The 15,723-nt window shown below is 61.4% G+C and carries 12 protein-coding genes; 8 read left to right on the plus strand and 4 right to left on the minus strand.

Annotation, left to right across the window (positions count from 1 at the left end):
• The first annotated feature begins 16 nt into the window (after window positions 1–16).
• Entirely contained in the window at window positions 17–1,924 is a 1,908-nt protein-coding gene (locus tag IGB42_RS06795; protein ID WP_159668889.1) for a chemotaxis protein CheA, read from the plus strand.
• A gap of 78 nt (window positions 1,925–2,002) precedes the next feature.
• Entirely contained in the window at window positions 2,003–3,220 is a 1,218-nt protein-coding gene (locus IGB42_RS06800) for an EAL and HDOD domain-containing protein (RefSeq protein WP_159668892.1), read from the plus strand.
• A 107-nt stretch (window positions 3,221–3,327) separates the two neighbouring features.
• Here the strand turns inward: IGB42_RS06800 and IGB42_RS06805 are convergent, their stop codons facing one another.
• The 3 genes from IGB42_RS06805 to IGB42_RS06815 all read right to left on the minus strand — a co-directional run bounded on the left by IGB42_RS06805 (window position 3,328) and on the right by IGB42_RS06815 (window position 5,266).
• Complete coding sequence (locus IGB42_RS06805; protein ID WP_159668895.1) at window positions 3,328–3,939, minus strand: hypothetical protein; 612 nt, start codon at window positions 3,937–3,939, stop codon at window positions 3,328–3,330.
• Between the two features lie 93 nt (window positions 3,940–4,032).
• Window positions 4,033–4,434, minus strand: a complete 402-nt coding sequence (gene msrB / locus IGB42_RS06810) for a peptide-methionine (R)-S-oxide reductase MsrB (RefSeq protein ID WP_159668898.1) — start codon at window positions 4,432–4,434, stop codon at window positions 4,033–4,035.
• Window positions 4,427–5,266, minus strand: a complete 840-nt coding sequence (locus tag IGB42_RS06815) for an alpha/beta hydrolase (protein WP_159668901.1) — start codon at window positions 5,264–5,266, stop codon at window positions 4,427–4,429. The genes msrB and IGB42_RS06815 overlap by 8 nt, the downstream gene beginning before the upstream one ends.
• Window positions 5,267–5,361: 95 nt before the next feature.
• Here IGB42_RS06815 and IGB42_RS06820 point away from each other — a divergent pair, with 95 nt between their 5' ends.
• From IGB42_RS06820 to IGB42_RS06835, 4 genes are all read left to right on the plus strand, one after another.
• Window positions 5,362–5,871, plus strand: a complete 510-nt coding sequence (locus tag IGB42_RS06820) for a TIGR00645 family protein (protein ID WP_159668904.1) — start codon at window positions 5,362–5,364, stop codon at window positions 5,869–5,871.
• A gap of 67 nt (window positions 5,872–5,938) precedes the next feature.
• Window positions 5,939–9,595 (plus strand): DNA translocase FtsK, encoded by a 3,657-nt coding sequence (locus IGB42_RS06825; RefSeq protein ID WP_159668907.1) that lies wholly within the window; start codon window positions 5,939–5,941, stop codon window positions 9,593–9,595.
• Between the two features lie 57 nt (window positions 9,596–9,652).
• Entirely contained in the window at window positions 9,653–10,408 is a 756-nt protein-coding gene (locus IGB42_RS06830; protein ID WP_159668910.1) for a pseudouridine synthase, read from the plus strand.
• Window positions 10,409–10,610: 202 nt separating this feature from the next.
• Window positions 10,611–11,939, plus strand: a complete 1,329-nt coding sequence (locus IGB42_RS06835; RefSeq protein WP_159668913.1) for an MFS transporter — start codon at window positions 10,611–10,613, stop codon at window positions 11,937–11,939.
• A gap of 69 nt (window positions 11,940–12,008) precedes the next feature.
• Here IGB42_RS06835 and fumC read toward each other — a convergent pair whose 3' ends face one another.
• Complete coding sequence (gene fumC / locus IGB42_RS06840; RefSeq protein ID WP_159668916.1) at window positions 12,009–13,409, minus strand: class II fumarate hydratase; 1,401 nt, start codon at window positions 13,407–13,409, stop codon at window positions 12,009–12,011.
• A gap of 126 nt (window positions 13,410–13,535) precedes the next feature.
• Here fumC and ettA point away from each other — a divergent pair, with 126 nt between their 5' ends.
• Window positions 13,536–15,203 carry an energy-dependent translational throttle protein EttA gene (gene ettA / locus IGB42_RS06845; RefSeq protein ID WP_159668919.1) on the plus strand — a complete coding sequence of 556 codons (1,668 nt, stop codon included), beginning with the start codon at window positions 13,536–13,538 and terminating at the stop codon, window positions 15,201–15,203.
• 100 nt (window positions 15,204–15,303) lie between these two features.
• On the plus strand, window positions 15,304–15,537 hold the full coding sequence (locus IGB42_RS06850) for a VF530 family DNA-binding protein (protein ID WP_159668922.1): 234 nt from the start codon (window positions 15,304–15,306) through the stop codon (window positions 15,535–15,537).
• Window positions 15,538–15,723: the final 186 nt, after the last annotated feature.

A 15,723-nucleotide genomic window follows, 5' to 3' on the forward strand; every position in this document is an offset into this window, starting at 1 on the left:
ATGCTCGGGAGGCCAAATGAGTGAATTTGGCGGAATGGAAGACCTGCTGCAGGATTTTCTGACCGAATCGTCGGAATTACTGTCCGAGGTTGACAACAAGTTGGTCGAGCTGGAAAAGCGGCCGAACGACAAAAACCTGCTCAACGATATTTTCCGGGGCTTTCACACCATCAAGGGTGGTGCGGGCTTCCTGAATGTCGAGGCAATGGTCAGCCTGTGCCACCGCACCGAGAACCTGTTCGACAAGCTGCGCAATGGCGAACTGACGCTCAGCCTGGAAAACATGGACGTGATCATGGCGGCCACTGGCGAAGTGCGCGAAATGTTCGGTGCGCTGTCGCAGAAACGCCAGCCTCCACCGGCCCCTGCGCACATCCTCGCCGCGCTCGATCTGGTGCTGCAAGGCGAAATTGCTGCGTTGGCACCCGTTGCTGCTCCGGCAGCCCCGGTTGCTGCCCCTGTCGCCGCGCCCGCAACTGCTGCACCGGCAGGCGGCAGCGAGCCGGACTGGCAAAATCTCTACGATAATCTGCTCGACAAGGCACCCACACCGGTACCGGCCGTTGCCGCTGAGCCGGCACCTGTTCCTGCCGCACCCGCGGTGATCGAAGGCGAAGCAAGAGCCGTCATGGTTGAGCCCATGCAGAGCCTGAAGCCTGCGCCTGCGCCCAAGACCCAGCCGCAAGGCGGCATGCAGCAGGTTGCGGCGCCGGAAACCACCATCCGCATCGATACCGTGCGTCTTGACCAGGTACTCAACCTGTCCGGCGAAATCGGCCTGACCAAAAACCGGCTGACTACGCTGCGCAGTGACATCATGGCCGGCAAGATGGACACCGGCACGCTCAAGGCGCTGGACGAAGCCATCAGCCAGCTCGACCTGCTGGTAGGCGATCTGCAGAATGCGGTGATGAAGACCCGCATGCAGCCGATTGGCCGCCTGTTCCAGAAATACCCGCGCCTGGCGCGCGACCTGGCCCGCCAGTTGGGCAAGGATGTGGAACTGGTGCTCACCGGCGAAGAAACCGAGCTCGACAAGACCATGCTGGAGGATCTGAACGATCCGCTGGTTCACCTGGTGCGTAACGCAGTCGACCATGGTGTGGAAACCATCGAAGAGCGCATTGCTGCCGGCAAGTCTGCAAAGGCGGTGGTTGAACTGTCGGCCACGCAGGTTGGCGACCATATCCTGATCGAAATCACCGATGATGGCCGCGGCATGCGCCCGGACGTGATCCGCAAGAAAGCCATCGAGAAAGGTCTGATCGACGTCGAGACCGCCAACAGCCTCGACGAGAAGCAGAGCCTGCAGCTCATTTTCCTGCCGGGTTTCTCGACCAAGGACCAGATTTCCAGCATTTCTGGCCGTGGTGTGGGCATGGATGTGGTGAAAACCAACATCATGAAGCTCAACGGCCGCATCGACATCAACTCTGCGGTGGGCGAAGGATCACGCTTTTCGATCTCGCTGCCGCTGACGCTGGCCATCCTGCCGGTGCTGGTGGTGCGTGTATGCGACCAGCCGTTTGCAGTCCCGCTGGCCATGGTGCGCGAGATCATCCCGATCGATGCCAAGCAGGTACAGGAAGTATCCGGCCGAGCCACCATCGTGGTGCGCGACGAAATCCTGCCGGTCAAGTCACTGGCCGGCCTGCTGGGTTGGCAGGAAACCCAGGTGCCACATTTCGGGGTATTGATGCAAACGGCAGAACATTCCTTCATCCTGGCTGTCGATAGCTTTGTCGGCCGTGATGACGTGGTGATCAAGCCGCTGCAGAATATCCGGCCAAATGGTGTGGCAGGCGCCACGCTGTCTGGCGACGGATCCGTGGTGCTGGTGCTCGATATGGAAAGCTTGCTGGCATCCAGTACCGCAGATGCGTCATCGCTGAAAACCAGCCGTTTCATCACGCACGCAGCCTAGAGCCGGGCGCAAGCCCGGCATTCCTAATCAGTACAAACTGATATACTCGCTGAAAATAGCCACTTCGGGGCAGAACAGATGCAAGACCACGCGTTTATTGGCCGTCAACCTATCCTGAATCGCCAGCAGCAGATCATCGGTTATGAACTGCTGTTTCGCCTGAACAAAGAGGCGATCTCGGCAGAGTTCTCCAGTGACATGCAGGCCGGCACCAATGTGCTGGTCAATACCATATCCAATATGGGTACGGATTGGCTGGTAGGCAGCAAGCTTGCCTTCATCAACGTTGCCGAATCCATGCTGGAAAGCAATTTCCTCGAGCTGCTGCATCCGCAGCGCGTGGTGCTGGAAATCGTCGAAACCACGCAGCCCACGCCTGAGCTGCTGGGCAGGCTGAAAGAGCTGCGCGCACAGGGCTTCGGCATTGCGCTGGATGACTTCATCCTCACCCCGCAGACCGCTGCCTTCGTCGAATTTGCCAACTACATCAAGCTGGATATCCAGCAGTTGGGCATGCCGCAGGTACCGGCGATCTCGAAAGAGCTGCGCAAATACCCGGTATTGCAGGTAGCGGAGAAGGTCGAGACCAAGCCCGAGTTCAAGGAGTGCATGGACATCGGCTTCGACTGTTTCCAGGGTTATTACTTTGCCCACCCGGAAACACTGTCGGCCAAGGTCATCAACCCCAGTTACGCCAACATCCTCAATTTGCTCAACATGCTGCGCAACAACGCAGAGATCAAGGATATCGAGAACGCGCTCAAGCGCGATGTGGCGCTGTCGTTCAAGCTGTTGCGCTACATCAACTCGGCAGGCTTCGGTCTTTCCTGCGAAATCCAGTCGTTCCGCCATGCAGTGACCATCCTCGGTTACCAGAAGCTGTACCGCTGGCTGACGCTGCTGCTGGTCACAGCCGGCGCTGAAACCGGTGCGGCACCGGCGTTGCTGAAGACAGCGGTCACCCGTGGCCGGCTGGTCGAATTGCTGGGCGCGCATTTCCTCGATGGCCAGGATCGTGACAACCTGTTCATCGTCGGCATGTTCTCGCTGCTGGACGTGCTGCTGGATATGCCGATGGACCGCGTACTCGAGACGCTCATCCTGCCGGAAAACGTTTGCGATGCCTTGCAGCACCGCAGTGGCGTGTATGGCCCGTTCCTGGAACTTGCAGAAGCATGCGAAGACCCGGAAATGTCCGAAGTGCCGCGCCTGTGCGAACAGCTGCAACTGACGCCGGAAATGCTCAACCGCGCCCATGTGCAATCCTTGACCTGGGTGGAAGAACTGGGCGTTTGAACCGCTCGCTCCGGCACGCCAGCCAACAAAAAACCCACCGCATCGGTGGGTTTTTTGTTGGCTGCGGCTTTGCTGGCTGCGGTAAATGCCGCACCACGGACAGCGGCTTACTTGCTCGACGGCGCCACCACGTTCCAGCCGGTACCGCGGTTGGTCAGCTCGGATTTCAACGGCTGCTTGCCAGCCTGGTCGATCAACTCGGCCAGCTTGGGGAAGGCTGTGCGCACGGCGGGATCAGACTGCCAGGCAGCGGGATGCTCAAACTTGTACTGGTAAGTCACCACATGGCGGCTGAGCTTTTCGCGCTCTTCCAGCGATTTGTCTTCGGTAATCGACGCCACCGTTACTTCGCCCGCACAGAAACCGGGGCCGCCCGTACCCGCCAGGCCGGAATACACTTCCTTGCCGGCATCAGTAGCGGTGAAGCTGACCTTGCCGCCCTCAACCGGGTCTGCCTTGATCAGGCCGACCTTTACCAACGCTTCCAGCTGCGCACCATTGGGCTCCGTGAGCTTGGCATAGTCTTTCTCGACAGGCTCATCAAAACGGACTGGCACGGCAACACAGTTATGCTCTGCGGTGCTCAGGTCACCATTGATGGACGCAATCAACTCGGCCTGGTCGACCTTCGCATCTTTTGCATCTTCACTCTTGCCGCAAGCCATCAGGCCGAACGCGGCCAATACCAACACCAATCCAGTTTTATAAGTCGTTTTCATAAGCTCACTCTCGACGAGGTTATTAACGCAAAATCAGGTTTCCCTGGCTGCACTTTTCGGGTATCAAAATTACCACAATTCTTTCCACTACATTTAGTTACGTTCTGGATCGAATGTGATTGCCACGGAATTGATGCAATAACGCTCCCCTGTGGGCTCCGGGCCGTCAGGAAACACGTGGCCCAGGTGCGCATCGCAGCGCGCGCAGCGCACCTCTACGCGGGTCATGCCGTGGCTATCGTCACGGATGCGCCGTATCGCACCCTCGCCTGCTTCCTCGAAGAAACTGGGCCAGCCGCAACCGGCATCGAACTTGGTATCGGATTTGAACAGCAATGCATCGCAGCATACGCAGCGGTATTCGCCTGCGTTGTTGTGATAGTAATGCTCACCGGAAAACGGCCGCTCGGTACCCGCCTGGCGGGTAACGCGATATTGTTCCGGTGTGAGCTGAGCGCGCCACTCGGCATCGGTCTTTACATATTTTTCATCCATGCTGCTCTCCTGTACTGGGTGGCATGCCAGCCGTCACCCATTGGGCAATGCGGGCTGCGATCCGTTCCCAACCGGTGTCTATCATCAAGGCATGCCCGGTGTGACTGAAAAACTGCGGTTCCGTACGCCATGCGCGGGCTGTTGCCCATACATCGCCACTGGGGATAACGCGGTCACGCTCCACCCCGATGACCAGCGCAGGCACGCCTGCAACGCCAAGCGCCTGAAACGGATGCGGAATCAGCAGCTCGGTCAATGCACGCATCGATTCGGGCTGGGTCAGCGCGGCAAAGTCGCGGATCAGCGCAGAATCGATTTCATCCGAGAACAGCAGCTCGCGCATCAACACCAGATCGAACTCCGGCAGCCGCGAAGACAGCGGATGCTCGAACTGATGGCGGCCCAAGCCCCACAGCAGATGCGGCGCGGTAAAACCCATATAACTGATCGAGCCTGCCAGCCCGGACGGCGGCACGCTGGCCAGCAGCGCAATACCGGGAACAGGCATCTGCCGTGCGATCGCCTGCACCAGATAACCGCCCAGCGAATGGCCGACCAGAATCGGCGCACGTGGCAAGTCTCCCATTACCTGCATCACGTCAGCCTTGAAATCATGCAGGCCCAGATAGTCCAGCCGCTCCCGCCCGGCACTACCGCCGTGCCCGGACAGGCTGACTGCATACGCATCGAATCCCCGCTCGGCAAACCAGGGCAAAAAATGCGCATCCCAGCACCACGCGCCGGTGTAGCCCCCGTGCACGAACAACAATGGTGGCGCATCCTGTGCCGCGCCAGTTGGCGGATGGTGCAGAACTTCCAGTTCACGACTCATTCAATATTTCCCGCTCTTCATACGCTGTCCTTCATCGCCTTGCGCGGTACAATCCCAACCCGGCCCATTGCATCATGCCCCACGGAATCCCTGCCATGCGCGACAAACTTGAATCTGCCCTTGAAGGCGCCATTTTCAATAGCCGCTGGCTGCTGGCGCCGTTCTACCTGCTGCTGATACTGGGCATCCTCGCGCTGTTCGTGAAGATGCTGAAAGAAGTGGCTGCGCTCTTCCAGATCCTGCTCACCGGTGAGGGTAATGCCATTATCGCCATTCTGGGCATGGTGGATGTGACACTTGTGGCCAATTTGCTGTTGATCGTGATTTTCAGCGGCTACGAGAACTTCATTTCCAGGCTCGATATCGCGCATAATTCGGTCGACAAACCCAGCTGGATGGGCAAGGTCAGCTATGCCGATCTCAAGCTCAAGCTGATCGGCTCCATCGTGGCCATTTCCGCCATCGACCTGCTCAAGGGCTTCGTCAACATCCAGTCGATGGACCAGACGCACCTGGCGTGGCAGTTGGGCATCCACCTCACTTTCGTGGTTTCCGGCGTGCTGTTTGCCGTAATGGATCGTATCGCCTTCGGCGGCAAGCACTGATCGCCGCCTTTCCCGTTTTCCCCGCCTGCGCCGCCCCGGCTGCGCAGGCTTTGCAAAGCCCGCAAGCATGACCGAAGTGCCACAGCAAGATCCCCTTCTTCCTTCCTCCGCCCAGCATCATTTCATCCGCTTGCTGGCGTGGCTATTCACCTGTGCGCTGGTGCTGCTGATGAGCATGCCTGGCGGCCCGCTATTTGCGCTGCTCGGGCACGCCAGCCTGCTGTTGCTGCTGCCGTTGGCACGTGAGACCTGGCGTTGCCATCGTCGCGCAGGCCTTGCCCGCTACCACTGGCAAACCATGGCCGGCGCTGCCACCTTGCTGCTGGGCTTCACGCTGACCGACTATCTGGCCGGCAACGACGGCCACCCGCTGCTGGGTGCATGGCTGCTGGGCAGGATGGGCATCGCCGCAGATACGGCCATCGGCACCCTGCTGGGGCTGGTGCTGACCACCGCAATCGCCGTACCGCTGCTCACACGGCTGAGCTGGCCCGCATTGCTGCGACTGCTGCAGCCGGCCCGCGAGGTCGACGATGCCCGCCGCCCGTGGGGCGAGGCCGTCACCAGCTGGTGGCAGGATATCCGCAGCCAGCCCTACTACACGCCACAACCAGATGCCGGTGCAATGGGAGTGCCCGCCGTAGCGGAACCCGCCTGGCAGCCCGGCGCCGATGAGCATGGCGATGCCGATAACGACGGAGAAGAAACCACGGACCGGATGCCCACCCTGCTGCAACGCATGCGGGCCCGCCTGCAACGCGCACTGGCCCCCGAAGCCGCTGATACCGTGGCGGAAAACCTGCAACCAACAGCAAGCAGCGCAACACCGGTCACCATGCAAAGCGATAGCACGCCAGCGGCAACGGCAGTAGCCGGCCAGCCCGGCACCACCGCGCCGGTGGCGACTGCGCGCTTGGCAACCCCATCTACCAAGCCAGCAGGCGTGCCTGCGCCACACACGGCGCCGGAAATCGTCAAACTGGCTGCGCCACCACGCGCTGCAACAGCACAAACGCGCGCACCGCGGCCGCTGCCCACCATAGAATTGCCGCAGGTACTCGACAACCTCAAGCAGGCCTCCTACGCACGGCACGGCCATCGCACCGCGCCGCCCGCAGCCAGCGAACTGCCGGTGATCAATCCCGCGGAAGTGCGGGCGCGGCTGCGCGAGATCCATGGCGACAAGATCGACACGCCCGCCGCCCCCACGCCCACCGGCGCCGCCAAGCCAGAACCGGCACGGCGCAGCATCATTGCCAAGCCGCGCATGGTGATCCCCAATATCGCCAGTGCCGACAATACCGCCACACCGCTGGAAAGGGCAGCCAACCCGCCTGTTGGCGATGGCGCAGCCCCGGCCAGCGCAGTTCTGCCCGCAGCGGTGCCTGCGATAGTGCCATTGCTGCCACCGCTCGAGATCAATGACGCACTGCTGCCGCCGATCGAACTGGCGGCGATCGAGCTGCCGCCAGCCGTCGAACTCCAGCCCGTCGCGCCGACCATTACGCCGCCGGCAGCGCCGCTGTTGCAAGTAGATTTGCCGCCTGGCGCTCCGGCAGTTATTGCTGCACCTGCTGCGTGGTCAGCGGTCCTGTCAGCTGCCGATGCATTGGCCCCGGCAACGCCGGGCATCCTGCAGCAGCCAGAGCCGGTAGCAGCACCTGCTGCAGTAACCGCTACGGTGATGGCAACGGCCGGTGCCACCGAGAGCCCGGCGCAAGCCAGTGCCGATGCCACATCGTCGCTGCCGACCTGGCAATCCAGTGCAGCGGAGATAGACACTGCAGCCCGGGCAACGGTGCCGGAACCGGTACAGATCGATCCGCCAGCCATACCCGCGGAAGATGTCACGCTGTCCTGGCTAGCCAACAACGCAAGCCCGTACGCTGAACCCGGGCTGCCCGTATTCGAACACAGCCAGGCTGCGGTGCTGGTGGATGAAGATTTCGATCTGCCCATCGATGAAGAAGCATCGCCAGCCTCGCTGCCGCTAGCAAATACACCGGACAGCGAAACCGGCACTGCGCCGTGGCACCACGCTGTTCCGGCCCCTATCGCCATACCGGCTGCGATCCCGGTACCGCTGCATGGGGTTACAGCGCCAACCACGGCACTGGGCATTGCACTGGCCGCAGCCAGCGAGCGCTTTGCCGCAACGATTGCCCCCGTTGCGCTGCAAGCTGTTCCTGCGCTGGCAACGGTCCCGGCTCAAGCAGCACCGACAATTGCCCGCACCCAGTACGATGAAAGCATCCTGCCACCACTGACCTTGCTGCATGAGCGCGCCGCTGCCGTGGCCGCGCAATCGGAAGAAGAACTGATCGAGCGTGGCATCCTGATCGAAGAACGGCTGGGCGAGTTCCGCGTGAAGGTGCGTGTGCTCGATGCCTACGCCGGCCCGGTGATCACCCGCTACGAAATCGAACCGGCAGTGGGCGTGCGCGGCGCGCAAATCGTCAACCTGATGAAGGACCTGGCGCGTGCGCTGGGCCTGGCGTCGATCCGCGTAGTGGAAACCATACCCGGCAAAACCTGCATGGGCATGGAACTGCCCAACCCGGTGCGGCAGATGATCCGCCTGTCCGAGGTGCTGGAATCGGATGAATTCATCCGGACCGATTCCAAACTGACCATGGCGCTGGGCATGGACATCACCGGCAAGCCGGTGGTGACCGATCTGGCCAGGGCGCCGCACATGCTGGTGGCCGGCACCACCGGTTCGGGCAAATCGGTGGGCGTGAACGCGATGATCCTCAGCCTGCTATACAAGGCTACGCCCGATGAAGTGCGCTTCATCATGGTGGACCCGAAAATGCTGGAATTGTCCGTGTATGACGGTATTCCGCATCTGCTGGCCCCGGTAGTCACCGACATGAAGCTGGCCGCCAACGCACTGAACTGGTGTGTGGGCGAAATGGAAAAGCGCTATCGCCTGATGAGTGCGCTGGGTGTACGCAACCTGGCCGGCTACAACCAGAAACTGAAGGAAGCAGCAGCCAGCGGCCGCAAACTTACCAACCCGTTCACGCTGACGCCGGACAACCCGGAGCCATTGGAACACCTGCCCTTCATCGTGGTGGTGGTAGACGAATTTGCCGACCTGATGATGGTGGCCGGCAAGAAGATCGAAGAACTGATCGCCCGGCTGGCACAGAAAGCGCGTGCGGCCGGCATCCACCTGATCCTGGCCACGCAACGCCCGTCGGTGGACGTGATCACCGGCCTGATCAAGGCCAACATCCCCACGCGGATTGCGTTCCAGGTTTCCAGCAAGATCGATTCGCGCACGATTCTCGACCAGATGGGCGCCGAAGCGCTGCTGGGCCAGGGCGACATGCTGTATCTGCCGCCGGGCACCGGCTACCCGCAGCGCGTGCATGGTGCGTTCTGCGCAGATGACGAAGTGCATACAGTGGTGGAGTACCTGAAGCAGTTTGGCGAACCCGATTATGTAGATGGCGTGCTCAACCCGGGCTTCGATGCCGAAGCAGCACCGGGCCTGAGCGGGGCACCGGCCGATGCCGAGGCAGATCCGCTGTACGACGAAGCAGTGGCCTTCGTGATGCAAAGCCGCCGCGCATCGATTTCATCGGTACAGCGGCAATTGCGCATCGGCTACAACCGCGCGGCGCGGCTGATCGAAAGCATGGAAGCTGCCGGCCTGGTCAGCGGCATGGAAAGCAACGGCAACCGCACCATCCTTGCCCCCGCCGGCGAGCCCTGATCTCCTTCAACACCCGCGCCGCAGCCCAGCTGCGGCGCCCATTCTGGCTGTATCCACGTGAAAGAAGTCCTTCCCGTCCTGTATCAGGATGAATACCTCGTTGCCGTCCACAAGCCATCCGGCCTGCTGGTGCACCGCTCGATGATAGACCGGCACGAAACGCGCTTTGCCATGCAGATCGTGCGTGACCAGGTGGGCCGGCATGTGTACCCGGTGCACCGGCTGGACAAGGGTACCTCCGGCGTCCTGCTGTTTGCGCTGGACCCGGCCACCGGGCGCAGCCTGTCTGGCGCGTTCGAGGCAAAGACCGTCGGCAAGGATTACCTGGCGGTGGTGCGTGGCTGGCTGCCCGAAGCCGGCCATATCGATCATGCGCTGGTGCGCCAGGCCGACGATTATGGCAATCAGCTGGGCCTGGCCTCGCAGGAACCGGTGATCCAGGATGCAGTGACCGATTACGTACGCCTGGCCACCGCAGAGCTGGCAGTGGCCAACGACCGCTACCCCACCAGCCGCTATGCGCTGGCGCTGCTGCATCCGGTCACCGGCCGCCGCCACCAGTTGCGCCGCCACATGAAGCACCTGAGCCACCCCATCATCGGCGATGCCACCTATGGCAAGGGGCCGCACAACCGCATGTTTGCCGAGCGCTTCGGCGTGCAGCGCATGTTGCTGGCGTGCACGCGCATGCACTTTATCCACCCGGTGAGCGGTGAAGCCGTCGATCTGCGCTGCGCGCTGGCGGACGACATGCAAAGCGTGATCGACGCGCTGGGCTGGCAGGATGTTTTGTTGCAGCAACCCTATCAGTGAAACCGGCAGCTGCCGCTGCGCACCAAAACGAGCTTACAATGCCCGCTGGCTGTGCATGCCGGTTACCGCGCCCGGGTTCCACCCCCGATCCGGGCTGTTTTGCTTCCCACTCCGAAGTGATCTGGACCGCTGCCGGCAGGCTCTATCCCCGCCATGTCGACGCACAGCCGATCTTTATCGACTCCCTGCCAGCGATACGCCCATGACCACCGAATTTACCGATGCCGAGCTGCACCGGCCGCTGAACCGCAACGATTACAAGACCCTCTCGCTGTCTGCCCTGGGTGGCGCGCTGGAGTTCTATGACTTCGTGATCTTCGTGTTCTTTGTTGCCGTGCTCGGCCACTTGTTCTTCCCGCCCGATATGCCCGAGTGGCTGCGTCAGACGCAGGCCTTCGGCATCTTCGCGGCTGGCTACCTTGCGCGCCCGCTGGGCGGCATCATCATTGCGCACTACGGCGACAAGCTGGGCCGCAAGAAGATGTTCACGCTGTCCATTTTCCTGATGGCGGTACCCACCCTCGCCATCGGCCTGCTGCCTACCTACGAAAGCATCGGCATTGCCGCCCCGCTGCTGCTGCTGCTGTTCCGCATCCTGCAAGGCGCCGCCATCGGTGGCGAAGTGCCGGGTGCCTGGGTATTCGTTTCCGAACACGTGCCCGGCAGCAAAACCGGCCTGGCGGTGGGTACGCTGACCGCGGGCCTCACTTTCGGCATCCTGCTGGGTTCGCTGGTGGCCGTGATCATCAACAAGCAGTACACGCAGGAAGAAATCACCGCGTGGGCGTGGCGTATTCCGTTCATCCTGGGTGGCGTGTTTGGCCTGCTGGCCGTTTACCTGCGCCGCTTCCTGCAGGAAACGCCCATTTTCAAGGAGCTGCACGCACGCAAGGCGCTGGCCGAAGGCCTGCCACTGGCCCCCATCCTGCGCAATCACCTCGGCAGCGTGGTCGTATCCATGCTGCTGACCTGGGTGTTGTCTGCCGCCATCGTGGTGGTGATCCTGCTCACGCCGAATTATCTGCAGAAAATCCACCATATCCTGCCGGTACTGGCATCGGAAGCCAATGTACTGGCCACGCTGACCCTTACGCTGGGTTGCGTGGTCTTTGGCTGGGCGACAGACCGTTTTGGCGCGCGCAACACCATGCTGGTGGGCTACACCGGTCTGCTGGCCAGCAGCTACCTGTTCTATAGCGGCTTGCCTGGCTCGCCGGAACACCTGATGGCCACGTATGCACTCACCGGTTTCTTTGTCGGTGCCATTGCTACCGTGCCATATGTGGCGGTACGCGCCTTCCCGGCCGCGGTGCGTTTCTCCGGCCTGTCTTTCTCGTACAACGTCGCGTATGCGATCTTCGGCGGCCTGACGCCTGTATTCCTGAGCTGGTGGGTGAGCAAAGAGCCACACGCACCGGCCTATTACGTGGGCGCGTTGGCGATTCTGGGCTTTGCACTGGCATTCACCTCCCATGCGGCCAATCAGCCGGCCGGAAAGACATCCGGCGCGTTGGGCAGCACGACTGTGTAACGCCACCGCCCGCTTGCAGCATGAAAAAACACCCGGCCATGCCGGGTGTTTTTTATCACCGTCGATAACTCATGCGCTGGGCCGCGTCATGTCCAGCGGCACGATCCAGCGCTCGTAATCGGCCTCGCTCACATCACCCAGCGCCAGCGCGGCCTCCTTGAGCGTCAGCCCTTCCTTGTGTGCCTTCTTGGCAATGGCAGCCGCCTTGTCGTAGCCGATATGGCGGTTCAGTGCCGTGACCAGCATCAGGTTGCGCGCCAGGTTCTCGCTGATCTTTGCCTGGTTGGGCGTGATGCCCTGCGCGCAATGTTCGTTGAACGCCAGGCAGGCATCGGCCAGCAGCTCGATGCTCTCCAGCACGTTGTGCACCATCACCGGCTTGTACACATTGAGCTGGAAATTGCCCTGGCTGCCGGCAAAGGCCACGGCGGCATCGTTGCCGAAAACCTGCACGCACACCATGGTCATTGCCTCGCACTGCGTGGGGTTGACCTTGCCGGGCATGATGGACGAGCCCGGTTCGTTCTCCGGGATATTGAGCTCGCCGATGCCGCAACGCGGGCCGGAGGCCAGCCAGCGCACATCGTTGGCCATTTTCATCAGCCCGCCTGCCAGCGTGCGCAGCGCGGCCGAGGTTTGCACCAGCGCATCATGCGCGGCCAGCGCAAAGAACTTGTTGTTGGCATCCTCGAACGGCTGGCCGGTGATGGCGGCGATCTTCTGTGCGGCCAGCCGGCCAAACTGCGGATGTGCGTTCAAGCCGGTGCCTACCGCCGTGCCACCGATGGCCAGTTGCAACACGCCGGGCAGCGCCGCCTTCACGGCCTCCAGCCCGAAATTGAGTTGCGCCACCCAAGCGCCGATTTCCTGCCCCAGCGTGATCGGCGTGGCATCCTGCAGGTGTGTGCGGCCAGTCTTGACGATGTCCTCGTACACCTCGGCCTTGTGCGCCAGCGTATCGCGCAAGGTGCGCACCGCCGGCAGCAACCGCCCGCATACCTGTTCCACCACGGCAATATGCATGGCGGTAGGGAAAGTATCGTTGGAGCTTTGCCCCCGGTTCACATGGTCGTTCGGGTGCACCGGCGTTTTGCTGCCCTGCTCGCCACCAGCCATTTCGATGGCGCGATTGCTGATCACCTCGTTGGCATTCATGTTCGACTGCGTGCCGCTACCGGTCTGGAATACCACCAGCGGGAAGTGCCCGTCCAGCTCGCCGGCTATGACTTCGTCGGCCGCCTGTACCACCAGCGCGGCGACATCCTCCGTCAGCTCGCCCAATTCCAGGTTGGCTTCCGCTGCTGCGCGCTTGAGGATGCCCAGCGCACGGATCATCGGCCGCTGCCAGCGGAAGCGCGCCACGCCGATGGGAAAATTGACGATGGAGCGCTGCGTTTGTGCACCCCAGTAGCGGTCTGCAGCGACGTCGATGGTGCCAATGGAATCGGTTTCGGTACGGAAATAGGTCATCGTGGTGCTCCGGCACGCGGTTTATTCAAGGCTAGACTGCCCTGATCGCAAAATGATTCCACCATACGCATCAGGCCGACCAGCGCCTGTTAAAATCACGCATCTTTCACCTTCACGGTTTCAGTCATGGCCCAATACGTAATGTCGATGCTCCGCGTGAGCAAGATCGTTCCGCCCAAGCGTCAGATCATCAAGGATATCTCGCTGTCCTTCTTTCCGGGTGCCAAGATCGGCCTGCTGGGCCTGAACGGCGCGGGCAAATCCACCGTGCTGCGCATCATGGCCGGCGCAGACAAGGAATTCGACGGCGAAGTGCAACATCTGGCCGGCGTGAAGATCGGCTACCTGGAGCAGGAGCCCAAGCTCGACAACGAAGCCACCGTGCGCGAAGAAGTGGAAAGCGGCATGGGCGAAGTGATGGCCGCGCAAAAGCGCCTGGAAGAGGTATACGCCGAATACGCGCTGGAAGACGCGGATTTCGATGCGCTGGCCGAAGAACAGGGCAAGCTGGAAGCAATCATTTCTGCCGGTGCCGGCGACAACACCGAGCTGCAGCTTGAACTGGCCGCCGATGCACTGCGCCTGCCAGCATGGGATGCGAAGATCGGCAACCTCTCTGGCGGTGAAAAGCGCCGCGTGGCGCTGTGCAAGCTGCTGCTGTCCAAACCCGACATGCTGCTGCTGGACGAACCCACCAACCACCTGGACGCGGAATCGGTGGAATGGCTGGAACAATTCTTGGTGCGCTTCCCCGGCACCGTGGTGGCAGTCACCCATGATCGCTACTTCCTGGATAACGCAGCAGAGTGGATCCTGGAACTGGACCGCGGCCATGGCATTCCATGGAAGGGCAACTATTCGAGCTGGCTGGAGCAGAAAGAGGCCCGCCTGAAGCTGGAAGAATCGCAGGAATCGGCACGCCAGAAAGCGCTGAACAAGGAGCTGGAGTGGGTACGCCAGAACCCCAAGGCGCGCCAGGCCAAATCCAAGGCGCGGATTGCCCGCTTTGAAGAACTGTCCAGCTTCGAGCATCAGAAGCGCAACGAAACGCAGGAAATCTTCATCCCGGTGGCCGAGCGCCTGGGCGACAAGGTGATCGATTTCAACGGCGTGTCCAAGGCATTCGGTGATCGCCTGCTGATGGACAACTTCAGCTTCTCCGCCCCGGCGGGTGCCATCGTCGGCATCATCGGCCCCAACGGTGCCGGTAAATCGACGCTGTTCAAGATGATTGCTGGCAAGGAACAACCGGATTCGGGCACGGTGGAAATCGGCCAGACCGTGCAGATGGCGTTCGTCGAACAAAGCCGTGAAGGCCTGGAAGACGAAAAAACCGTGTTCGACGATGTATCCGGCGGCAACGACCTGATCACCGTGGGCAAGTTCGAGATGAGCAGCCGCGCCTACCTGGGCCGCTTCAACTTCAAGGGTGGCGACCAGCAGAAGAAAGTGGGCTCGTTATCCGGTGGCGAACGCGGCCGCCTGCATCTGGCCAAGACCCTGCTCAAGGGCGGCAACGTGCTGATGCTGGATGAACCGTCCAACGATCTGGACGTGGAAACCCTGCGCGCGCTGGAAGACGCACTGCTGGAATTTGCCGGCACCGTGTTCGTGATCTCGCATGATCGCTGGTTCCTCGACCGTATCGCCACGCACATCATCGCGGCGGAAGGCGACAGCCAATGGACATTCTTTGACGGCAACTACCAGGAGTACGAAGCCGACAAGAGAAAACGCCTGGGTGAAGAAGGCGCCAAGCCCAAGCGTATCCGCTACAAGCCGGTTACGCGCTGAGCATGGCTGCGCTGCCGCTGTGCCGGCAGCGCCACGCAAGCGGGCCGGCGTTCGCTCCGGCCCGTTTGCTTTACTACCGCGTTGATTGCAGGAGACCGCGATGTCCACGCCACAAGCCAACAACCCGCTGCATGGGGTAACGCTGGAAAACATGCTGATCGACCTGGTGGATTTCTTCGGCTGGGAAGAGCTGGGCCGCAAGATCAATGTGCGCTGCTTCCAGGTGGACCCCAGCATCAAATCCAGCCTGACCTTTTTGCGCCGCACCCCATGGGCGCGCGAGCAGGTAGAGCAGCTGTACGCATACTGCGTGGAACGCTACGGCAAGAAATAGGCGGCCCACATCGCCCACGCAGTTGCCTTTGAAAGCCCGTGCCAGACACGGGCTTTCCCGTCTTGATGGCTGGCACATTGCGCCCGGGAAAAAAGGCCGCGCTTTGCTTTCATCAGTACAAACAGCGATTGTCAGCAACTGAACCAGCTGCGAAGATGGTGGGTCAAATTCCATTACGCCGTGGAT

The sequence above is a fragment of the Andreprevotia sp. IGB-42 genome, from assembly GCF_009848685.1.
Taxonomy (GTDB): domain Bacteria; phylum Pseudomonadota; class Gammaproteobacteria; order Burkholderiales; family Chitinibacteraceae; genus Andreprevotia.